Genomic DNA, 20,038 nt, shown 5'->3' on the forward strand with positions numbered 1-20,038 from the left:
TATAGATAGAATATCTAGATATGCAGAGTAAGAAATATATAAGCTTACTTAAAACGGAATCGATTTGAATAAATTAGCTCTCAGAGCAAATTATGCGTTGAAGGTTGTTAAATAAGGATATATTTTGATACTACCCGAAATAAAGCACATTTCTGAAACGGTTGAACTTCATGTTTTCGATTTGGTCGAATTAACGCCGGAAATTGTTAAGCAAATAGATCAAAATTTGGTCCAAATTTGTGAAGGCGATAGTGAGTCTCCTTTGCAATTAGTTAAATCAAATTTTCTTCGTTTTTTAGAATCAAAAGACTACCGGACCCGAATGGGTGCTGTTGCTGAGTTTTTTGTTCATCTTTATTTGAGGCAGACCAACCTAAAGCAAGAATTCTTATTCTTTAATTTGGAAGAAGGATCTATTAAGAAAGGCTTTGATGGCTTTTTTTCGAATGGTACTGAGGAATATTTAGTTGAAAGTAAATCAGGCTTGGATTCAACCACAGGAATAAGTCATAGGAACAAATTAAAGGAAGCTTTTGATGATATTTCTTCAGTAATTGCTGGAGATAGCAGAAAAAGCAAAAATAACCCTTGGAAAAATGCTTACAACCATGCAAGTCATATTGATGTTGGGGCAAGTAGGTCAATTCGAAAAAAGATTAAAGAACTTTCGAATCTGTTTGATAATAATCAGTTCAAGAGTGCAAGTGAATTTAATATAATTCCCTGCTCAAGCATATTTATTACAGATGAATGGAATCCAGATATATCGAGTGCTATTTTAAGGGCGGAGGAGCGTTTTTTTACAGGTTTGAAAGCGAAGTCACTAAAGGCAATTTGTCTTACAAAAGCGAGCTATGACTCATTTTTAAATTATTTAGGAGATGAGTTGTGAGTAGAATAAATAATTTAACATGGTTGAAAGACAATGAGCGGTTTCTGCAAATAAACTCTAAATTAGCCATGGATGTTTCACTGAGTGAAGATGAGTCCACTTTCTGTTTGTCTGTCGCTATTCTGCTCATTAAAGAATATGAAAAAGATAAAAGGAGAACATCTTATTTAGAGTTTGGGTATTACCTGATTTTGAATTATGCCTTGCAAAGTGATAATTATGAGCCGTTATTTGATCTGAGTACGAATTTAGGGTTTTACCCAATTTCAAAGTTTGTTCTTGAAAATGGTATGGTTGATGAAAAAAGGCTACACCATTATTTTGTCAATAACGGATTAAGTAAATTTAAGTATCAAGAAATAACTGAGACTCTAGAGCAGAGAAAGTTCAGAAATCAGCTGGTTGAAAGTGAAGCAAGAGATAACTGCTACATAGCCCCTACATCATTTGGAAAAAGTTCAATGATGGTCGAGCTAATCTCAGAGTTAGAATTAGATAAGATATTCATTATTGTTCCCACTAAATCATTACTCACTCAAACATATAAGCTAATTAACTCTACATTTACAGATAGGAAAGTCATATTTCATGATGAAATGTATGGTGGAGAGAGCAATTTTATAGCAATTTTCACTCAAGAGCGTGCACTTAGGCTTTTAAAGAGTGAAGATAAGATGAAAGTCGATGCTTTACTTTTGGACGAGGCGCACAATTTATTTGAGTCATCCTCCAGGAGTATTTTACTTAGTAGGCTCATTCGCAAAATAAGAGCAAGAAAACCGAACTCCAGAATCTTCTATTTTTCACCTTTAATTAGCGATAGCGATAATCTTAAGTTTGAAGAGCAGCAAAAAATAGACACCAAGCGCATCCAGTTTAACATTAAAGAAGCAGATATAAATGAATATCGGCTCAATGGAAGGGTGTACAAATACAACAGGTTTTTAAACGTTTTCTTCGACATTAAATCTGATCGAGATATGTTGACTTATATAGATGAAAATAAAAGGTCAAATAACTTCCTATATCTCAGAGCTCCACGAAAAGTAGAAAAGTTTGCTGGAATCTTAGCTGAAAAATTACCTTTTACTGAAAATAAAGAACTAGAGCAGTTAGCTATAACAATATCCAAAAATGTACACGAAGATTTTTATTGTGTTGAACTTGTCAAAAAGGGGGTTTTGTACATTCACGGAAAACTACCTGATCTTATCAAAGAGTATCTGGAGTTTAACTTTCGAAAAATAGGTGCGCTAAATTTTATTGTCGCAAACTCAGTAATTCTCGAAGGTGTTAATTTACCGATTGACAACTTATATATTTTGAATACTTATTCATTGGGCGCAAAGGAACTGACAAATTTAATCGGAAGGGTAAATAGGCTCAATGAAGTGTTTGGTGGAGAGAATCCCAGCTTAACTAAGTTAAGACCTTCTGTTCACTTTGTAAACTCAGAAGAATTCAATAGAGCCGGCAGTAACATGGCTACCAAAATCGGAACTTTAAAATCTGGCAAGTTTAGTGATGAAATTAAGAATCCGACTTTGCTTAATTTTGATATATCAAAATATGACCACATTATTGAAAATTCAAGTAGTCTCGAAGCTATTGACTCTGCTAGGAGGGGAAAAAGCAATGCCTTATCTATTATAGAAAGGGAGAATTTTCTTACCGAATCTCCACAGACTGAAGTTGACAGGATGAAAGTTCAGTTTTTGGAGTCAGGATTGCACTCTACATATTATGACTCTGGAAGTGCTTTTGACACTATTTTAGATAAGGTCGAAATTGTGCAAACAGATCCAGACAGCGATGAACTTGATCCAATTGAAAAGGTATACTTAATCTTCATATCTGGACTTGAGAATGAAATCATAGATTTATCCTTCGCTCGACTTCAGAACGAAAAAGCTCGAAATTACTATCGCTCGTTCGTGAAGAACATCCATGCTTTAACATTAAAAGAACATATAAACTCAACGGTTAAGTACTTTTACACAAATGCGTCTGAAACTGGAAATAATATATTCTATATTGGAAGTTCTTATGGAGAGCTTGCGAAGGATGGCTCAGTTATTGGAACCAAAACGTATATTGACTTGTCGACCAAAAGCCATAAGGAACTGGTAAACCTAGCATTAGTGAAGATAAAAATGGAAAGCGATTTTCTTTCATATAAGCTAAATGAGTTTGTTTCCCTCTTAAAAGATTACGGAGTTATATCAGAACAAGATTACGATATTTTCATTTATGGTACAGCAAAGAAAAGAAATACTGATTTAACAAAACTTGGCTTGAGCGGAGCAATAATTAAAAAGTTTGAATTAGACGGCCAGATTAAAAATATTGAAATAGATAATCTAGGGCATATTTTTGTTAATGGTGAATTCAAACAGTACTTGGAAATGCAAGATGATTTGGTGCAATTTGAAGTAAGGAAATACATCACTATCTAAGTGTTCTTTGTGATGGCAGAGAAATAAGCACTGTTGAAATATCACATAACAAGCCACTGTACTCGGAAATTTTACTCGCTCCGCTCCTAAAATTCCGGTGAGTGGGACGTTGACATTAATAGGTCCAGCAATGAACAATATCGAATATGTAAGCCTTCAAGACCTGGACAAAAATGAACTACAAAAAATCCTCAATAAAGGAAAAGTTCGAGAGCACCTAGTTTCACATGACGAGTTCGATCAAGCCTCATTGGAAGACTGGATTGCCGGCAAAGTTAAGGTAGATTCATCTAAGGGATGCAAAGTCAAAGGGATAAAAGTGAATGGCTCCGTAGCCGGTTGGTGCGGAATCCAATTCGAAGATGAAGCTTATGAGCTTGCTGTTGTGCTGGATGAAGAATACTGGGGTATTGGCATCAGAGTATTCAAAGAGGCTTTAGGTTGGGCATCCGAGCTAGGCCATAGCCACGTGGTTTTGCATTTGTTCAACACTCGCCCCGAGTACAGGTTCCTCAGGAAAATGGCATCGCGGGTTTATGAAAGCACTATATTCGGTCAAAAATACACGAGTTATGAGATAAAAGTCCCGTATGCGTAACAAGTAGGTCAAGTTCACTCCGCCCCTTACCATGGGCGTTGGTATGTGAATAGGAGGTTCCAGTGAATAAGGTAGTCAAAGAACGCTTCGATGAATATCCGGAAAATGCTCGTATTAGGCTAGAGGAGCTACGAAATTTAGTCTTTCAAATCGCATCTGATTTGGAGCTGGGTGAAGTCGATGAAACTCTAAAGTGGGGTGAACCCAGTTATAGTGTAAAAACAGGCAGCCCGCTAAGAATGGACTGGAAGCTAAAATCTCCTGACAATTATTACCTGTTCTTTAATTGCCAAACTAAGTTAGTCGATACATTTCGAGAATTGTATGGTGAAGAACTGGTGTTTCAGGGAAACAGAGCAATCGTTCTGTCCATATCGCAGGTGTTGCCAGAAACAGCAATCAAGTCCTGTTTAGAGTTGGCTTTAACCTATCAGCAGCGTAAAAATTTGCCTTTTTTGGGCGCGTGAAAAAATTCACATAAGCATTTACGACGGATTCGCTGCGCTTGGCGGCTTGAGTGTAAATTCAGTTTTTCCGTTTTAAGTGGTTTGTTGAGGTATTGCTGTTTTGCTTAGAATGCTAGGCTACAAAGCTATCGCCGCGATTAAAACGCTTTTATCTTGAACAAAAATTAACTGCGAAAGGTCAATAGGCCCTAGGTCTTAAGGACGATTTACTTGAATTTAAATCCACATCGAAAATGAATTCTAGAGACCCGCAGCGCTCGCGTTTTCCGCTGTTTAAAGCATAAGGTGATTGAATGGACGATCGACTATTACTGAAAAAAGGAATTGAAAATGGATCGATACACTGCGTTATCGGGTATCACTTCTGCTTGGTTGGAAACGCCGATTGCTTAGATGCATTTGAGCGCCTAGTGGGGCACAAGGTAGAGCTCGAAAGATCAATTGGTGATGATTTCAAACAGGAAAAAGTATAGTTTAAGAATAGAACTGATGAGAAAACTATCCATGAAGTTCATAGGATAGTGGGTTTTGATATTTGGCAAGGTGATTGGGCCATTGCCTTAGGTAGGAGTTGAATCACCTAACAAGTGTATTTTGTGCGCAGCTAAATGCGCGGCGGTACGGCTCCGCTGTCGCTCCTCCGCCTAAAATACTAGCCTTGATGAAATAAAAACTACGCCGCATTTTCGGCCAGCGTTGCCGCTAGCCTCCACTTAAGGCGCTTTCTGGGCGACTTTCAGCAACTTCTCGGTGACTGCGGCTAGGCCGACTTTGGGGGCGTTTTGCAGGCTGTACCACAGCTCTTGCTCGTTCTCTCTCACTGCCGAATTAGGCGCCTCGCTGAGTTCAATCAACGAGGGTTGAATATCTAAATGATAGTGGCTAAAGGTATGGCGCAGCGGCGCTAGCTCGTAAATAGCATCGTAACTTAGCTGCTGCTGTTCTAACCATTGGCTAATGCTGTCTTCTGGGGTGATCTCTGGAAAACAATATAGGCCGCCCCATAGCCCTTGCATCGGCCGTTGCACCAATAAATATTGTTGTTGCCAGCGTAAGATAAGCATTTGCACCGGCTTGGCTGGCAGCACTTTTTTCGGTTTTTTACCGGGAAAGTCGGCTTGGCGCTGGTATTTAAATGCTAAGCAATCCTCGGCCACTGGGCAGGCTTGGCACTTAGGTTTGCTGCGAGTACAAATCATCGAACCTAGGTCCATCATCGCTTGGTTATAGGCCGCGGTTTGCTCGCTGGGGGTATTGGTTTCGGCCAGTTGCCATAGCTGTTGTTCTACGGCTTTTTTGCCCGGCCAGCCGCTAATCGCCTGATGGCGCGCCAATACCCGTTTTACATTACCATCTAAAATCGGCTGCGCTTGGCCTAAGGCTAAAGACAAAATCGCCCCAGCGGTGGAGCGGCCAATGCCCGGTAAGTCAACCAGTGCATCTAGCTGCTCGGGAAATTGCCCCTGATGACGGCTTACCACTAATTGGGCGGCCTTATGTAGGTTGCGGGCTCGGGCGTAATAGCCTAGGCCCGTCCAAAGGTGCAGCACTTCATCGGTATCGGCTTCGGCCAAGCTGCTTACCGTGGGGAAGCGTGCCATAAACCGTTCAAAGTAGGGGATCACCGTAGCCACTTGGGTTTGCTGGAGCATGATTTCTGAGAGCCACACTTTGTAGGGGCTTTTATTTTGTTGCCAAGGTAGGTGTTTGCGCCCAGCTTGGTGGTACCAAGCCACTACGCGGCTGGCAAAATCATTTTGTGGTGTTGTCATGCGTTGTGTTTAACTTAAGTAATGGGTGGGCAGTGAGGTAGTGGATTTCATCATTTCCATGGAAAAGGCCGAACTCACATCGGTAAAGGCCAGTCGCTCAATCAGTTGTTTATAGACTTTGTCGTAATCTTCGATGCTGGGCACAACTACCTGTAATAAGTAGTCGACACTGCCGCTCATGCGGTGGGCTTCGATGATTTCTGGGATTTCTTGAATGGTTTGTTTGAATTGATCTAACCATTGCTGGTTGTGCTGCGAGGTGCGAACACTAACAAATACCGTGACCCCAAGATTGAGTTTGTTGCGATCGAGCAATGCTACCTTATGGCGAATAAATCCGGCTTGCTCTAGCTTTTGAATGCGCCGCCAGCAAGGCGTGGCAGACAGACCAACCCGTTCGGCGATGTCATTTAGTGGCATGCTCACATCGCGCTGTAGCAAATCGAGTATTAACTTATCTTTACTATCGAGTTTCATTTTTTAGTTTTAGCTCAATCTTGAGTGAGATTTACTATTTTCTAGTGCTTAGGCCGAAGAAACAAGCTTTAACTCGCCGAGTTAAACTTTTCACCTAACAGACTTTGTTCTAGCCAGAGTGCCTTGGTGGGGTTAAAGCCGCCCTGGGCCAACAATTCGGCTTCACTAAGCTGGCCTTGCAAGTGTTTAATGATCAGGCTAGTGGAACGTTGATTAGCCAGTAACCAGCAATCACTCTCATGGTATTCACCTTGGTTTTGCGGTTCGTCATTGAGTAATACCGGCATAAAACGCCAGGCTTGTCCGGGAATGTAGTGGCCCTGTAGCTGCAACTGTTGTGACCCTTGCTGAACTCGCACTTGATGGTAGATCCCTGCTGCGCCACCTAGCGTAAAATCGATGTTAATACGGTGTTCACCACAGGCCAATTCCAGCTTCAGCTCTTGTTCGTTGGTTTGTTTACTTAGTTGCCGAGGTTCGCCCAACAAGTGCAGTAACCAAGACAGCGGGTGGCTGGCGGTTTCTAAAAACCATTGCTCTAAATTAAACTTAAGTGGCAAGTTTACTTGCGAGCTAAGTTGCACCCTTACTGGCCCCTGTGTTGGCTGAATCAGCCGATTTATTAATTGGGCGCTTTCCAGCTGGTTAAAGGCGTAGTTCACCCACAAACGCTTCGGCCAGTTTGCCGGTAGCTGGTTGGCCGATAGGCCTAACAACGGTTTTTCGCAGATAATCGCCTGCTGGGAAAAATGCTCAATTACCTGCATATGGCTTATTGCAGGCGTGGCAATAATCACCAAGTCGACTTCTGGAACCTGCGTTAAAGACTGGCAAGCATGAGCAATATTAAGCTGTTGGGCTAAGCTTTGGGCGCGTGGTAGATCAACATCCACCAATGCACTTAGCTCTAGGCCACTTTGCTGCAGTGCAGCTAGGTGCACCATGCCCCAATTACAGCCAACAATGGCAGCTTTTGTGATTGGTTTAGTTTGCGACAACACCAACTCCTAAGGATTAACTTTGGCAGCCACTACAATGAAGCGAGCGCCTTCATCGCCGGCTTTTACAAAGTGGCTTTGTCCGGGGTGGATGCAATGCGAATCACCCACTTGCAGTACTTGGGTGCATTGTTGCTGGTCGTGTATCACGGTAACGTGTAGCTCGCCACTGAGTAGGTAATACACTTCTTCGGTAGAGGTGTGCTGGTGTAGGCCAATACTGGCATTGGGCTCTAGGTGAGAATCCATCACCAGCTCTAGGCCGCTGCTGAGTATGTTCTCCGCCTTGTCTGGTTCTTCACTGTAAATCCAAGTGCCATCGAGACGCCCTTCACCTTGCATGCCCTGTGGGGCGCTGGGGTTGGGGTGGGCAGGTTGGTAAACCACCGTGGCCATCTTCTCGCCATGCTTAAAACTGTAACCTTCACCGAGGTAGAGCGGTGCTTCGCCTTGGTGAAAATCACTATCTTTGAATATTCTTGAAGAGGGCTTATACGACATATTATGAAGCTCCTAGCAGTTTGTACCAGTGTAAAATATTTGCCGCCGAGAAGCAGCCATTCAGCCAACAAAATTGAGGCTCTTGGTTCAGCTTAAGTTTTTTCGTTGAAAAAGCATCTGATACCGCCTGCTTCGCGCCTTGAAAGCTTGCACAAACCCAAGAACTTTGGATAATGCCAGCCCTGTTCTACATTTAGAATGTCCCTGCAACGTCGAGTCTGGAAATATCATGAGCGAGCAAGAGCAAAACCAAGCGCCTGAGGCTTCATCAGAGCAAGCAGAAGATAAGCGTCTTCGTAAGATCCGTAGCTTTGTTAAACGCGAAGGTCGGCTAACTAAACGCCAAGAAAAGGCGCTGAGTGAATTTTGGCCACAAATGGGCTTAGATTATCAAAGCGAAAACTACTCGTTGGCGACAGTATTTGGACGCGAAGCTAAAACCGTATTAGAAATTGGTTTTGGTATGGGGGCTTCTTTGGTAGAAATGGCTAGCAAGGCACCCGAGACTAACTTCATTGGTATTGAAGTGCATCGCCCGGGTGTGGGTGCGTGTATGGCCGACGCAGTGGAAGCAGGCATTAGCAACTTACGGGTATTTGAGCACGATGCGGTAGAAGTGCTTAACGACAGCATTCCCGACAATAGCCTAGACACCGTGCAGCTGTTTTTCCCCGACCCATGGCATAAGTCGCGCCACCATAAGCGCCGTATTGTTCAGCCTGAGTTTGTTGAATTACTGCGTAAGAAGCTCAAGGTGGGTGGGGTTTTCCACATGGCTACCGACTGGGAAAACTATGCCGAACACATGTTAGAAGTGATGCAGGCGGCGCCGGGTTACCAAAATACCTCTAGCACTAACGACTATGTGCCGCGCCCTGATTGGCGTCCGCTGACTAAGTTTGAAAATCGTGGCCATCGTTTAGGCCACGGAGTGTGGGATTTGATATTTGAGCGTATCGACTAAGCTCAGTCGGTAAAGCAAGTGAGAAGGTCGTTTAGAAATAAACGGCCTTTTTTTGTGACTTGCCAATGCTGCTCGCTTTCTTCTAGCAGGCCTTGTCGCTTAGCCTGTTTAATCGGCTGTTCAATGGTCGATAAGGGCAGGCCGCTTAATTCACAAAAGTCAGCCTTGGGAATGTCTTCAAACAGCCGTAGGCGGTTAAGGAAGAACTCAAAGGCCAGATCTTGTTGTTCTACCGTCCATTGCTTGAATAAGAAGGGACGCTCTGGTTCTAGGTAGCCCTTGGGATGTTTAACCTTTTCGGTGCGATACAGCTGTTGGCTATTTAAGTCGGTAATTTTGCCGTGGGCGCCACAGCCAATGCCGAGGTAGTCACCAAAACGCCAATAATTAAGGTTATGTACTGCGCGATCCCCATCACGACAGTAGGCTGAAACTTCATACTGCTGATAACCCGCTTGCTGTAGCTGTAGCTGCCCCTGTTGGTAGATGTCCCAGAGTAAGTCTTCGTTGGGTAATTTAGGTGGGCGCGAGGCAAAGGCAGTATTGGCCTCAATGGTCAGCTGATACCACGACAGGTGGCTAGGCCCCAAAGCAAAGGCTTGTTCCAGATCGGCCATGGCTTGCGCTAGGCTTTGTTGTGGCAGGCCATGCATTAGGTCGAGGTTGATGCGTTTGAAGCCCGCTTGCTGGGCAAATTCAAAGGCGCGGATCGCCTCGTCACCGCTATGAATACGTCCTAGTTTGCTCAGGTGTTGGCTTTGAAAGCTTTGCACGCCAATCGAGAGTCGATTCACTCCCGCTTGATAATAGCCGGCAAAGCGCTCGGCCTCGGCGGTGCCGGGGTTGGCTTCCATGGTGATTTCAATGTCTAGGCTAAAGCGCAGGCGCTCGGCCACACCCGTTAGTAAGTTGGCGATGGCTTCTGCCGACAACAGGCTTGGGGTGCCACCACCAATGAAGATGCTCAGCAGTGGCTGTTGGCGCAAATGCGGAAAACGCGCTAAATCATCATCTAGATCATCGAGCAGAGCCTTAATATAGGGCTGTTCCGGCAGCGCTTGTTTTAAGCCGTGTGAGTTGAAATCACAATAGGGACACTTTTGTACACACCAAGGGATGTGCACATACAAGCTGAGTGCCGGAGCGCGACTTAGCATGCTTCATTTTCCATTTGGGTTAATAGCTGGCGCAGCGCCATACCACGATGGCTAAGAGCATTTTTCTCGGCCTTAGTGAGTTGTGCCGAAGTGGCTTGCTGCAGTTCTACCCAGAAAATCGGATCATAACCAAAACCGCCTTCACCGTGGACTTGGGTGGTGATACGACCGCGCCATTTGCCATGGCAGATTAATGGTGCTGGGTCGTCGGCGTGGCGCAAATACACCAAGACACAGTGGAACTCGGCGCCGCGTTGCGCTTCTGGCACACCTTCTAGTGCGGCCAATAGTTTAACTAGGTTGTCGTGGTCGCTAGCTTGTTCACCGGCGTAACGAGAAGAATATAAGCCCGGCGCGCCATTGAGGTAGTCAACCGCTAAACCTGAATCATCGGCAATAGCGGCTAAGCCGGTAATGCGCGCGGCGTGGCGCGCCTTGATAATGGCATTTTCTACGAAGGTAGTACCGGTTTCTGCGGCGTCCTCTATATTAAATTCACTTTGGGCAATAATCTGTTTATTCAGAGGTTTAAGTAAGTCCGATAGCTCGGCCACCTTACCCGGATTGCCAGTGGCGAGAACAACTTTTTGCATGATATTTCCTAGAACATAACAAGCCAGCTACTAGTGTAAACCAGAGGCTGGCGGGGAAGAAGCCTTAATCGGCGGGACGTGGCTAGCTTAATCTACGTAGAGCTTTTGCTGGAACTTTAACAACTGCTGGCTTTTGCCATCATCTACGGTGATTTCAAAACGAAAGGTTTCTTCGTTACTGAAGCGTAATTGGGCGAGATAGTAAACGGCCTCACCTTCGCGCACTTCTTTAAACTCTAAATTAGTTTGGTTGCCGATTAAGTTACGCGCGGTGCCACTGAGTTTTACCGCCACCGCGGGTTTGTTTTTATTGCGGCTGTCTAATACCGAAATGTTAATTAGGGCGTTATAGCGACTGCGCTGAATATCGTACAACTTGGCGATTTCTGGGGTAACAAAGGTAGAGTTAAACGCGATGTAGTGCACTTCGTAGGGGCCTAATTGGCTTTTTTGTTCGGCAAAACTGGGCGCGCTTAACAAGGCGAGGCTGAAAATTAGGCTCAGTAGTAAAGACTTACTCATCGATTTGACCCTTTTGTCATGGCTGTTTCTAGTATAGATAAGATTTAGGGCGAAGCTTACAGCAGTGCTGCAATAGCTTGAGGAATAATGTTGGGTTGATTAATGCTGATGCATTTATGGCGGCCAAGTTCACCACGCAGAATGCTCACCTGAGACTTCGCCACCTTGCATTGCTTGGCTAGGTATTTACTCAGGTGTTGATTAGCCTTGCCGTCGATGGGTGGGGCGGTGATGGCTATTTTTAGCTCATCACCATGTACACCCACGATGGCATCGCGGCTGGCTTTAGGTTGCACGTAAACCTGCAGTAGCAGGTTTTCGCCATCCAGTTGCGCGGGGCTCGCCACTTACAGCGAGCTCCAGAAAGGCACCCAGCCAGCAATCAGTATGTTTAAGAAGTTAAGTGCGATGAATAGCACTAATACTGAAAGGTCTAAACCACCGATGGCCGGAATAATACGGCGAATTGGTGCTAGTAGTGGCTCGGTGAGTTGCCCAAGCACGTATTCTACCGGGCTGCGGCCTTGGCTCACCCAGCTTAGAATGGCGCGTAGCAATAATACCCAGAATAACAACATGCCGGCTTCTTTTAGGGTGCTGAAAAAGGCCAGTATGGCCACGGCGGTTAAATCAAAACCGCCACGCAATTGCATTAAGATGCCCCACTTGGCAAAGGACACTAGCAGCGCTAGCAACACTGCCGCCCAGTCGATGCCAGCAAAGCCCGGAATAATACGGCGCAGGGGCACCACTACCGGATTAGTAGCCTTTACCACAAACTGGCTTAAAGGGTTGTAGAAATCAGCACGAGCCATTTGTAGCCAAACTCGCAGTAATACCACCATCAAATAGAGGTTGAATACTACCTCGATTAAGTAACTAAACGCTTGCATAAGGTCCTCGAATAAAATTAAAACAAACTTTCCATTTCTCTACCGCGCGCTATCGCGGCGTCCATGGCATTGGCCACTATTTTACGTACACCTTGTTCTTCAAATACGCGAATAGCCTCTGCGGTGGTCCCTCCCTTAGAGGTAACATTGGCCCGAAGGGTGGCTAATTCAAGGTCTGGATTAGCAGCAACTAGCTCGGCGCTGCCTAAAGCCGCTTGTTGCACTAACTTACGTGCTTGCTCTGGGCTAAAGCCTAGCTGCTCGGCATGCTGTTGCATGGCTTCCATAAACAGGAAGAAATAGGCCGGCGCGCTACCTGCTGCTGCAATAATATGATTAATTTCGTCTTCTTGCTCAACCCAGCAGGTTTCGCCCACCGCTTGCATTAATTGCTCGGCACTGGCGGCTTGTTCGCTACTCACGTCTGCTGCGGCATACAGGCCGGTCATTCCGCGGCCAACTAGGGCTGGGGTATTAGGCATGGTGCGAACAATGGCAACATGCTCACCCAACAGGCCCTTAAGGCGTTTTACACTGATGCCGGCGGCGATGGAAATAAACAGCTTGGCGCCTAAATCCAAGCCCAAATCTTTAATCGCTTGGCACACCTCAGCCATTAACTGTGGTTTGACTGCCAGTACTACAATGTCGCTGTTGGCAATGGCTTGGCCATTATCGGCGGTGACATTAATAGCAAATTGTTGCTGTAGCTTTTGCTGTTGTTCAAGGTTGGGATCGCTAGCGGTGATGTTACTGGCATCGGCACCGTTGGCGATGATGCCGCCAATTAAACTGCTGGCCATATTACCGCCACCGATGAATGCGATTCGAGCTGTCATGTTGCTTAATCCTTCTTTGTTATCTTATTAGCCACGTTGGCCAAAAATGGCGCTGCCTACCCGTACCATGGTGCTGCCGTGATTGATCGCCAATTGCATGTCGCCACTCATTCCCATGGAAAGGGTATCGACACTAGCATATTGTTGCTGTAATTCAGCAAATTTTTCGCCCATGGCTTTAAACTGCTCTGCCAGCGCTTGCCCTTGCCCAAGGTTTTGGGGAATCGCCATTAAACCACGTAAGTTGAGTTGTGGCTGTTGCGCAATATGTGCAGCTAGGGCATCAACTTCTGCAAGGCTGACTCCCGATTTAGCCTGCTCTTGGCTAATATTAACTTGAATACACACTTGCAGGGGAGCCATCTGCTCAGGACGCTGAGCGGCAAGGCGGTCGGCAATTTTGGCGCGATCTAAGGTTTGCATCCAGTCGAAATGCTCGGCAACAAGGCGAGTTTTATTGGATTGCAGCGGGCCGATGAAGTGCCATTCGATGGGCTCGTTTAGCCAAGCTTGTTGCCGGCTTTCGAGGATCTTATCGACGCCTTCCTGTACATAGTTTTCACCAAAACGACGTTGGCCTGCCTGATAGGCTTGGGCAATATCACTCAGCGGTTTAGTCTTACTAACGGCTAATAAATCAACGCTATTAGCCGGGCGATGTGCTTGAGCTAACGCTTGCTGAATTTGGTGGTTAACAAATTGAAGTGCTTGGGTAATACTGCTCATAGACTCACATTGAGGAAAATTAAATGGATGTTACTGAATTACTGGCCTTTAGTGTAAAACATAATGCCTCGGATCTACACCTATCTGCAGAATTACCACCAATGATTCGGGTGGATGGTGAGGTGCGTAAAATCAATGTGCCTGCCTTAGAGCATAAGCAAGTGCATAGCTTGATCTACGATATTATGAATGACAAGCAGCGCAAAGAGTACGAAGAAAATTTAGAAATCGACTTTTCTTTTGAAGTGCCTGGCGTGGCGCGCTTCAGGGTTAACGCCTTTCAGCAAAGCCGAGGTGCCGCCGCAGTATTTCGTACCATTCCTTCTGAAGTATTAAGCCTAGACCAGCTTGGCGCGCCAGCGATTTTCCGCCAAATTGCCGAGCATCCTCGTGGTCTGGTACTGGTTACCGGCCCAACTGGCTCGGGTAAATCTACCACCTTGGCAGCTATGATTGATTACATCAACGAGCAACGCCATGAGCACATTCTGACCATTGAAGACCCCATCGAATTTGTTCACAAAAATAAAAACTGTTTGATTAACCAACGTGAAGTGCACCGCGATACTCACAGCTTTAACAATGCGCTGCGCTCAGCTTTGCGTGAAGACCCCGATATTATTCTGGTGGGGGAGCTACGTGACTTAGAAACGATTCGTTTAGCACTCACTGCCGCCGAAACCGGTCACTTAGTTTTTGGTACTTTGCATACCACCTCTGCGGCTAAAACCATTGACCGTGTTATCGATGTATTCCCTGCGGCTGAAAAAGACATGGTGCGTTCGATGTTGTCGGAATCTCTGCGAGCGGTAATTGCCCAAACCCTATTGAAAAAACTGGGTGGGGGGCGTGTCGCGGCTCACGAGATTATGACCGGTATTCCGGCGATCCGTAACTTGATCCGTGAAGATAAAGTGGCGCAAATGTACTCGGTGATTCAAACCGGTATGGCCCACGGCATGCAAACCCTTGATCAAAATCTTAAGGATTTGGTTAACCAAGGCATGGTGTCTTATGAAGACGCTAAACTTAAAGCAGCCGATCCCAACAATTTTTAGGAGGGTCTATGTTACTGGATGATTTATTACGTGACATGTCTGAGCGTAAGGCCTCAGATTTATACTTGTCGGTGGGTGTACCTCCTAGTGCCAAGGTGAGTGGGCGTTTAACCCCTTTGACTGACCAGAAATTGTTGCCAGAACACGTGCTGTCGATGCTGTCGACCATTCGCAACGAAGCACAAATGAAGGCCTTTGAAGTGGAGCGCGAAGCCAACTTTGCGATTGCTCGCCAGGGCTTAGGCCGTTACCGGGTGAGCGCCTTTTACCAGCGCGAGCAGCCGAGCATGGTAATCCGTCGTATCGAGACGGAAATTCCTAGTTTTGAAGAGTTGCAATTACCACAAATATTAAAAGAAGTCGGCCTGTCTAAGCGCGGCTTAATTCTGTTTGTGGGGGCAACCGGTGCGGGTAAGTCTACCACCCAGGCTAGTATGATTGATTATCGCAATCACAACTCCAGTGGGCATATTCTTACCATTGAAGATCCGGTGGAATTCATGCACAAACACGCCGGTTGTATTGTTAACCAGCGTGAAGTGGGCATTGATACGCCATCCTTTGACGAGGCCTTGAAGAACTCCTTGCGCCAAGCGCCGGATGTAATTTTAATTGGTGAGATCCGTACTCGTGAAACCATGGAGTTTGCTTTGCAATTCTCCGAAACGGGTCACCTTTGTATGGCCACGCTGCACGCCAACAACGCCAACCAAGCATTGGATCGGATTATGCACTTAGTGCCAGAAGAGCGGCATCGTCAATTGTGTTTCGATTTGTCATTTAACCTGCGAGCGATTGTGGCTCAGCAATTGGTGCCCACCAAAGATGGCAACGGCCGTCGCGGGGTGTTTGAGATTTTGCTGAATACGCCTTTGGCGGCAGATTTAATCCGTAAGGGAGAGATGCACAAACTCAAAGAGTTGATGAACAAGTCGCGTGAACAGGGCATGCTCACCTTCGACCAAAGTTTGTTTGATCTCTACGAAAATGGCGTGATTGGTTACGCCGAAGCCATTGCCCATGCCGATTCACCTAACGATTTACGTCTGATGATTAAATTGCAAGGCTCAGACAAATCGAATAACTTAGACAGCGGCATGTTAGATGGTGTGACCATCGATTATTAAGCATTGAAAGGAGTATTATGTTAGCGGTTATTTCACCAGCTAAAACCTTGGATTTTAGTTCGGAACTACCCAGTCATTCGTCGACTCGACCTGAGTTATTAGAACATAGTGCAGAGTTGATAGAAGTGGCCCGGCAGTTAACTCCGGCTGATATCGCCAGTTTAATGAAAATTAGCGATAAGTTAGCCGGTTTAAATGCGGCCCGCTTTGCCGAATGGAGCAGTGATTTACCGCCATCTTTGTCTCGGCCGGCGATTTTTGCCTTTAAGGGGGATGTCTATACTGGCTTAGAGGCAAATACCCTTAGTAGCCAGCAGCTGGACTATGCCCAGCAACATCTGCGGATCCTTTCCGGCTTATATGGTTTGTTGCGCCCCTTGGATTTAATGATGGCTTATCGTTTAGAAATGGGGATTAAGTTGGCTAATCCTCGTGGTAGCAATCTGTACCAGTTTTGGGGCGAGATCATTACTGATAAGCTTAATCAGGCGATTGCCGAGCAGGGTGATAATATTTTGCTTAATTTGGCATCTAACGAGTATTTTAAGGCGGTTAAACCTAAGCAGCTAGATGCCACGGTGATTACCCCAGTATTTAAAGACCAAAAAAATGGTCAGTACAAAATCATTAGTTTTTATGCGAAAAAAGCCCGTGGCTTAATGGCGCGCTATTTATTTGATAAACAAATTAGCAGTGTTGACCAGCTGTGTGAGTTTGATAGCCAAGGTTATTATTTTGACGAAGCGAGTTCTAAGGGTAATGAATTGATATTTTTACGCGACCGGCAAGATTAAGCCGATATTATCTTCTAAAGCCTATGATGACTAGCCTCGCCAATGCGGGGCTTTTTATTGTAAAAAAATTGTTTATTTTTTCTCATCTTAAGTGTATTTGGTCTATTCTTTTTTTGTGATGAATGACGTTGATATTATTAATAAGTGTTAGCGTTTTTGTCCTTGTTCTTAACAATTCATTTATTTGAGCGTTAATTTTGGGAAGGACAATACTAACAAGAACCTCCTGTAAGAGTGGTCTGTAATTGATAGCTTGGTAAATGGATAGCTTATTGTTTTATTCAAGAGATTAGAGAATATTCGCCGACTGAGGCTAGATGGAGATAATATGAAAAATAAGATTGCAGTTCTTGTAACGCTAGTAGGTGCAGTAAGTTTGGCTGGTTGTTCAAGTGCACCGAAAAGGGAGGCGGGGATTTTGTGTCCTGCTGTTGGCGCTGCTTTTGGTGGCATTCTAGGCGGCGGCGGCGGTGCCGTGGGAGGGGTATTGTTGGTGCGATTGTCTGTGCCAACCCAGACCAAGATAAAGATGGCGTCGTAAATGATAGTGATATGTGTCCAGATACCCCAGTGGGTACAGAAGTGGATGAATCAGGTTGTGCCGTTGTTGAAGAAGTGATGGTTGAAGAAACCGTAGTTGAAGAGGTGGTAGAAGAACCAATGGTGGTTCTGCCAATTATACCTCAGGGCTGTGAACAGTATGTTACGGTTGACGGCGATAAAATCACTGGTTTCGCTACTATTCTGTTTGGCTTTGATAAAGACCAATACGCGGATACTGAACAAGGCAAAATTGACTGTATTGCCGATGTAGTCATTGCTAATGATCTTACCGTTGATGCGGTAGGATATACCGATAGTACAGGCCCTAGCGATTATAATATGGACTTGAGTAAGCGCCGTGCGGATAACGTTGTTAAAGCCTTGATGGCCGCGGGTGTTCCTGCTAGTGAGACATTGGAAGAAGCTAAAGGTGAAATGGCTCCTGCTACGACCAATGAAACCGAGCAAGGTCGTGCTCATAACCGTCGAGTAGAAGTACGAGTTTACTAATACTATTGATGAGTCTATATAAGTGAAAAAGCCACGTTAATCACGTGGCTTTGGTTGTTTTGAGCGGTTTATTTCTTGGCTTTTTTAGCCAGCTTTTTAGCGCGCCCTTTGGCCTTTTTCTTAGCGGCCTTTTTGTCTTCAACGGTTTTTGGCTTTTTCTTCTTCGCTGGAGGTGCAGAAATGCGATGAGTAGGGCGTAAGCCTTCAATTACCCGGCGACGAATGGGCTCTTCGGTATAGCGCTCGATCTTGGCTAATACTCCCATGTCATGAGCTTCAACTAGATTAATCGCAATGCCTTTGCGCCCTGCACGCGCTGTTCTACCGATGCGGTGTACATAAACATCGGGGCTGCGTGGCATATCGTAGTTAAATACATGGCTAATTTCTGGTACATCTAAACCGCGCGCTGCAACATCGGTAGCAATTAGGATCTTAACTTGGCCCTCGCGGAACGATTGCATGGCTTGGTTGCGTTTATCTTGGGCCATTTCGCCGCGTAGATAAGATGCTTTAATCTCATCACTCTGTAACTGCTCGGCTAAGGCATAGAGGCGCTCGCGGGTTTTAACAAATACCACACAGCGCTCAATTTCTTCATTTAATAAATAGTGACGCAACAATTGATACTTGTGTTGGGCATCATCGCAGTAATGCAAAATTTGATGAATTTTGGCACGCTCACGGCGAGGTGGTTCCACTTCAATTTGTACTGGGTCTTGCATGACTTTTTCAGCAAAACGCAATAAGCCTGCGCCTTCCAGCGTGGCCGAAAATAGTGCGGTTTGGCTTCGTTCACTGGTTGCGTCGCTGATGGTTTCCATGTCTTTAATGAAGCCCATGTCTAACATACGGTCTGCTTCATCAAGGATCAATAACTCAATAGCCTGAGTATCAAACACCTTGTAGGTGATGTACTCCATTAAGCGGCCAGGGGTGGCGATAACAATATCGATATTGCCTTTGAGTTGCTCGGCGTGAACGTCGTATTTAACCCCACCCGTAATATCGATGGTACTTAACTTAGTACCGGCGGTGGCGAGGCGAGCTTGCTCGGCTACCTGCATGGCCAACTCTCGGGTTGGCGTGAGAATGAGTACACGGCCGGGGCCGGCTTTACGCCGCGGATGGTCAAGTAGATGCTGAATCGCCGGTAGCAAAAAGCCCAAGGTTTTGCCGGTGCCGGTGGGGGCAGAGGCAAGTACGTCTCGACCATCAAGCATTGCCGGAATGGTTTGCTGTTGAATTGTTGTGGCTTTTTGCAAGCCCATAGCACTCACTGCAGATAATATTTGTGAGTCTAGGTCGAGATCTTCAAAGGTCATAAATCTACCAGATTGTCAGGCGCCATCGACTTGAATCAGTAGCGCGGGTCATTTACATTCGCGGCATAGTATAGCGCCAAACTAAGGCAAGCAAGAAATGATCGAACATTATCAGCGTCCAGGTTTTACTTTTAAGCAGTTTCATGTGGCTCATGAGCAAACCGCAATGAAGGTTGGTACCGATGGCATCTTGCTTGGCGCTTGGCTCGATCTGGAAGGGGCCAAGCAAATCTTAGATGTGGGCACGGGTACGGGTTTAATTAGTTTGATTCTAGCGCAACGTAGTGCTGGTAAGGCTAAGATTGATGCCATTGATTTAGAGCCCGATGCTTGCCAGCAGGCCCGTGACAATGTGTTTCATAGTCCTTGGCCACAAGCCATTCAAGTTCACCAGTGCAGTATGCAGCGATACTCAAGCTCTCAGCCTTATGACTTAATTGTGTCTAACCCGCCGTATTTTCCTGCTGGGCAAAGCTTTGAACAGAAACGCCAGCAGGCTAGACATAGTGGCTCTTTAAGTGCTACCGAGTTTTTTCTGGCGTTGCAGCAACTTAGCCATCAGGAGTCTTCGGTGGCGCTGATTTTACCTTGTGATGTGGCTTTGCAATGGATTAATCAAGCAGAGCAACAACAGTGGCATTTAGTTCATCAAGTGCAGGTTTACTCTGTGCCAGCTAAACCGGCAATTCGTTGTTTGCTGCGTTTTTCTCGCCATCCCCAGCAATGTGTTGAGGAACAGCTTTTTATCTATCAACAAGATAGGTCTTATTCATTAGAGTACATAAATCTATGTAAAGACTTATATCTAAAAATGTAGTTTATTTTG

The 20,038-nt window shown here is 45.4% G+C and carries 24 protein-coding genes; 12 read left to right on the forward strand and 12 right to left on the reverse strand.

Annotated elements, in window-relative coordinates; translation table 11 throughout:
• Positions 1-124 precede the first annotated feature (124 nt).
• The 5 genes from AR383_RS17870 (at position 125) to AR383_RS17890 (ending at position 4,886) form a co-directional block, all read left to right on the forward strand.
• Positions 125-892, forward strand: a complete 768-nt coding sequence (locus AR383_RS17870; protein WP_229711144.1) for a Hachiman antiphage defense system protein HamA — start codon at positions 125-127, stop codon at positions 890-892.
• Positions 889-3,348, forward strand: coding sequence for a DEAD/DEAH box helicase (locus tag AR383_RS17875; RefSeq protein WP_198150171.1), 2,460 nt, complete (start codon positions 889-891; stop codon positions 3,346-3,348). The genes AR383_RS17870 and AR383_RS17875 overlap by 4 nt, the downstream gene beginning before the upstream one ends.
• Positions 3,349-3,478: 130 nt before the next feature.
• Positions 3,479-3,946 (forward strand): GNAT family N-acetyltransferase, encoded by a 468-nt coding sequence (locus AR383_RS17880; RefSeq protein WP_055734360.1) that lies wholly within the window; start codon positions 3,479-3,481, stop codon positions 3,944-3,946.
• Positions 3,947-4,008: 62 nt separating this feature from the next.
• Positions 4,009-4,413 (forward strand): DUF1801 domain-containing protein, encoded by a 405-nt coding sequence (locus AR383_RS17885; RefSeq protein ID WP_055734361.1) that lies wholly within the window; start codon positions 4,009-4,011, stop codon positions 4,411-4,413.
• A 293-nt stretch (positions 4,414-4,706) separates the two neighbouring features.
• Entirely contained in the window at positions 4,707-4,886 is a 180-nt protein-coding gene (locus AR383_RS17890) for a hypothetical protein (protein ID WP_055734362.1), read from the forward strand.
• 240 nt (positions 4,887-5,126) lie between these two features.
• Here AR383_RS17890 and mutY read toward each other — a convergent pair whose 3' ends face one another.
• The 4 genes from mutY to AR383_RS17910 all read right to left on the reverse strand — a co-directional run bounded on the left by mutY (position 5,127) and on the right by AR383_RS17910 (position 8,161).
• Positions 5,127-6,185, reverse strand: a complete 1,059-nt coding sequence (gene mutY, locus AR383_RS17895) for an A/G-specific adenine glycosylase (protein ID WP_055734363.1) — start codon at positions 6,183-6,185, stop codon at positions 5,127-5,129.
• 9 nt (positions 6,186-6,194) lie between these two features.
• Positions 6,195-6,662 (reverse strand): Lrp/AsnC family transcriptional regulator, encoded by a 468-nt coding sequence (locus AR383_RS17900; protein ID WP_055734364.1) that lies wholly within the window; start codon positions 6,660-6,662, stop codon positions 6,195-6,197.
• 68 nt (positions 6,663-6,730) lie between these two features.
• Entirely contained in the window at positions 6,731-7,660 is a 930-nt protein-coding gene (locus tag AR383_RS17905) for a Gfo/Idh/MocA family oxidoreductase (RefSeq protein ID WP_055734365.1), read from the reverse strand.
• Between the two features lie 9 nt (positions 7,661-7,669).
• Entirely contained in the window at positions 7,670-8,161 is a 492-nt protein-coding gene (locus AR383_RS17910) for a cupin domain-containing protein (protein ID WP_055734366.1), read from the reverse strand.
• A gap of 229 nt (positions 8,162-8,390) precedes the next feature.
• Here AR383_RS17910 and trmB point away from each other — a divergent pair, with 229 nt between their 5' ends.
• Positions 8,391-9,125 (forward strand): tRNA (guanosine(46)-N7)-methyltransferase TrmB, encoded by a 735-nt coding sequence (trmB, locus tag AR383_RS17915; RefSeq protein ID WP_055734367.1) that lies wholly within the window; start codon positions 8,391-8,393, stop codon positions 9,123-9,125.
• A 2-nt stretch (positions 9,126-9,127) separates the two neighbouring features.
• Here the strand turns inward: trmB and hemW are convergent, their stop codons facing one another.
• The 7 genes from hemW to AR383_RS17950 all read right to left on the reverse strand — a co-directional run bounded on the left by hemW (position 9,128) and on the right by AR383_RS17950 (position 13,855).
• A complete protein-coding gene (gene hemW, locus AR383_RS17920; protein WP_055734368.1) occupies positions 9,128-10,282 on the reverse strand; it encodes a radical SAM family heme chaperone HemW in 1,155 nt (384 codons plus the stop codon).
• Complete coding sequence (rdgB, locus tag AR383_RS17925) at positions 10,276-10,875, reverse strand: RdgB/HAM1 family non-canonical purine NTP pyrophosphatase (protein ID WP_055734369.1); 600 nt, start codon at positions 10,873-10,875, stop codon at positions 10,276-10,278. Before rdgB ends, hemW begins: the two co-directional genes overlap by 7 nt.
• Positions 10,876-10,962: 87 nt before the next feature.
• Positions 10,963-11,397 carry a DUF4426 domain-containing protein gene (locus AR383_RS17930; RefSeq protein ID WP_055734370.1) on the reverse strand — a complete coding sequence of 145 codons (435 nt, stop codon included), beginning with the start codon at positions 11,395-11,397 and terminating at the stop codon, positions 10,963-10,965.
• 56 nt (positions 11,398-11,453) lie between these two features.
• A complete protein-coding gene (yggU, locus tag AR383_RS17935) occupies positions 11,454-11,744 on the reverse strand; it encodes a DUF167 family protein YggU (RefSeq protein ID WP_055734371.1) in 291 nt (96 codons plus the stop codon).
• On the reverse strand, positions 11,745-12,290 hold the full coding sequence (locus AR383_RS17940) for a YggT family protein (RefSeq protein WP_055734372.1): 546 nt from the start codon (positions 12,288-12,290) through the stop codon (positions 11,745-11,747).
• 17 nt (positions 12,291-12,307) lie between these two features.
• Positions 12,308-13,129 carry a pyrroline-5-carboxylate reductase gene (proC, locus tag AR383_RS17945; RefSeq protein ID WP_055734373.1) on the reverse strand — a complete coding sequence of 274 codons (822 nt, stop codon included), beginning with the start codon at positions 13,127-13,129 and terminating at the stop codon, positions 12,308-12,310.
• Between the two features lie 27 nt (positions 13,130-13,156).
• Positions 13,157-13,855: a YggS family pyridoxal phosphate-dependent enzyme gene (locus AR383_RS17950; RefSeq protein ID WP_055734374.1), complete on the reverse strand. Its 699-nt coding sequence runs from the start codon at positions 13,853-13,855 to the stop codon at positions 13,157-13,159.
• Positions 13,856-13,878: 23 nt separating this feature from the next.
• On the opposite strand from AR383_RS17950, the gene AR383_RS17955 reads away from it, so the two are divergent.
• The 5 genes from AR383_RS17955 (at position 13,879) to AR383_RS17975 (ending at position 17,887) form a co-directional block, all read left to right on the forward strand.
• On the forward strand, positions 13,879-14,913 hold the full coding sequence (locus AR383_RS17955; RefSeq protein WP_055734375.1) for a type IV pilus twitching motility protein PilT: 1,035 nt from the start codon (positions 13,879-13,881) through the stop codon (positions 14,911-14,913).
• An 8-nt stretch (positions 14,914-14,921) separates the two neighbouring features.
• Positions 14,922-16,040, forward strand: coding sequence for a PilT/PilU family type 4a pilus ATPase (locus AR383_RS17960; RefSeq protein ID WP_055734376.1), 1,119 nt, complete (start codon positions 14,922-14,924; stop codon positions 16,038-16,040).
• A 17-nt stretch (positions 16,041-16,057) separates the two neighbouring features.
• On the forward strand, positions 16,058-16,834 hold the full coding sequence (gene yaaA, locus AR383_RS17965) for a peroxide stress protein YaaA (RefSeq protein WP_055734377.1): 777 nt from the start codon (positions 16,058-16,060) through the stop codon (positions 16,832-16,834).
• Between the two features lie 328 nt (positions 16,835-17,162).
• On the forward strand, positions 17,163-17,375 hold the full coding sequence (locus AR383_RS17970) for a hypothetical protein (protein ID WP_055734378.1): 213 nt from the start codon (positions 17,163-17,165) through the stop codon (positions 17,373-17,375).
• Between the two features lie 11 nt (positions 17,376-17,386).
• A complete protein-coding gene (locus AR383_RS17975) occupies positions 17,387-17,887 on the forward strand; it encodes an OmpA family protein (RefSeq protein ID WP_055734379.1) in 501 nt (166 codons plus the stop codon).
• A 68-nt stretch (positions 17,888-17,955) separates the two neighbouring features.
• Here AR383_RS17975 and srmB read toward each other — a convergent pair whose 3' ends face one another.
• Positions 17,956-19,212, reverse strand: coding sequence for an ATP-dependent RNA helicase SrmB (srmB, locus tag AR383_RS17980; protein WP_055734380.1), 1,257 nt, complete (start codon positions 19,210-19,212; stop codon positions 17,956-17,958).
• A 97-nt stretch (positions 19,213-19,309) separates the two neighbouring features.
• On the opposite strand from srmB, the gene AR383_RS17985 reads away from it, so the two are divergent.
• The gene (locus AR383_RS17985) at positions 19,310-20,029 is read left to right on the forward strand and encodes a tRNA1(Val) (adenine(37)-N6)-methyltransferase (RefSeq protein ID WP_055734381.1); all 720 of its coding nucleotides are present in this window, start codon (positions 19,310-19,312) and stop codon (positions 20,027-20,029) included.
• Positions 20,030-20,038 lie beyond the last annotated feature (9 nt).

Origin of the sequence: Agarivorans gilvus, from assembly GCF_001420915.1 — a bacterium.
GTDB classification, from domain to species: domain Bacteria; phylum Pseudomonadota; class Gammaproteobacteria; order Enterobacterales; family Celerinatantimonadaceae; genus Agarivorans; species Agarivorans gilvus.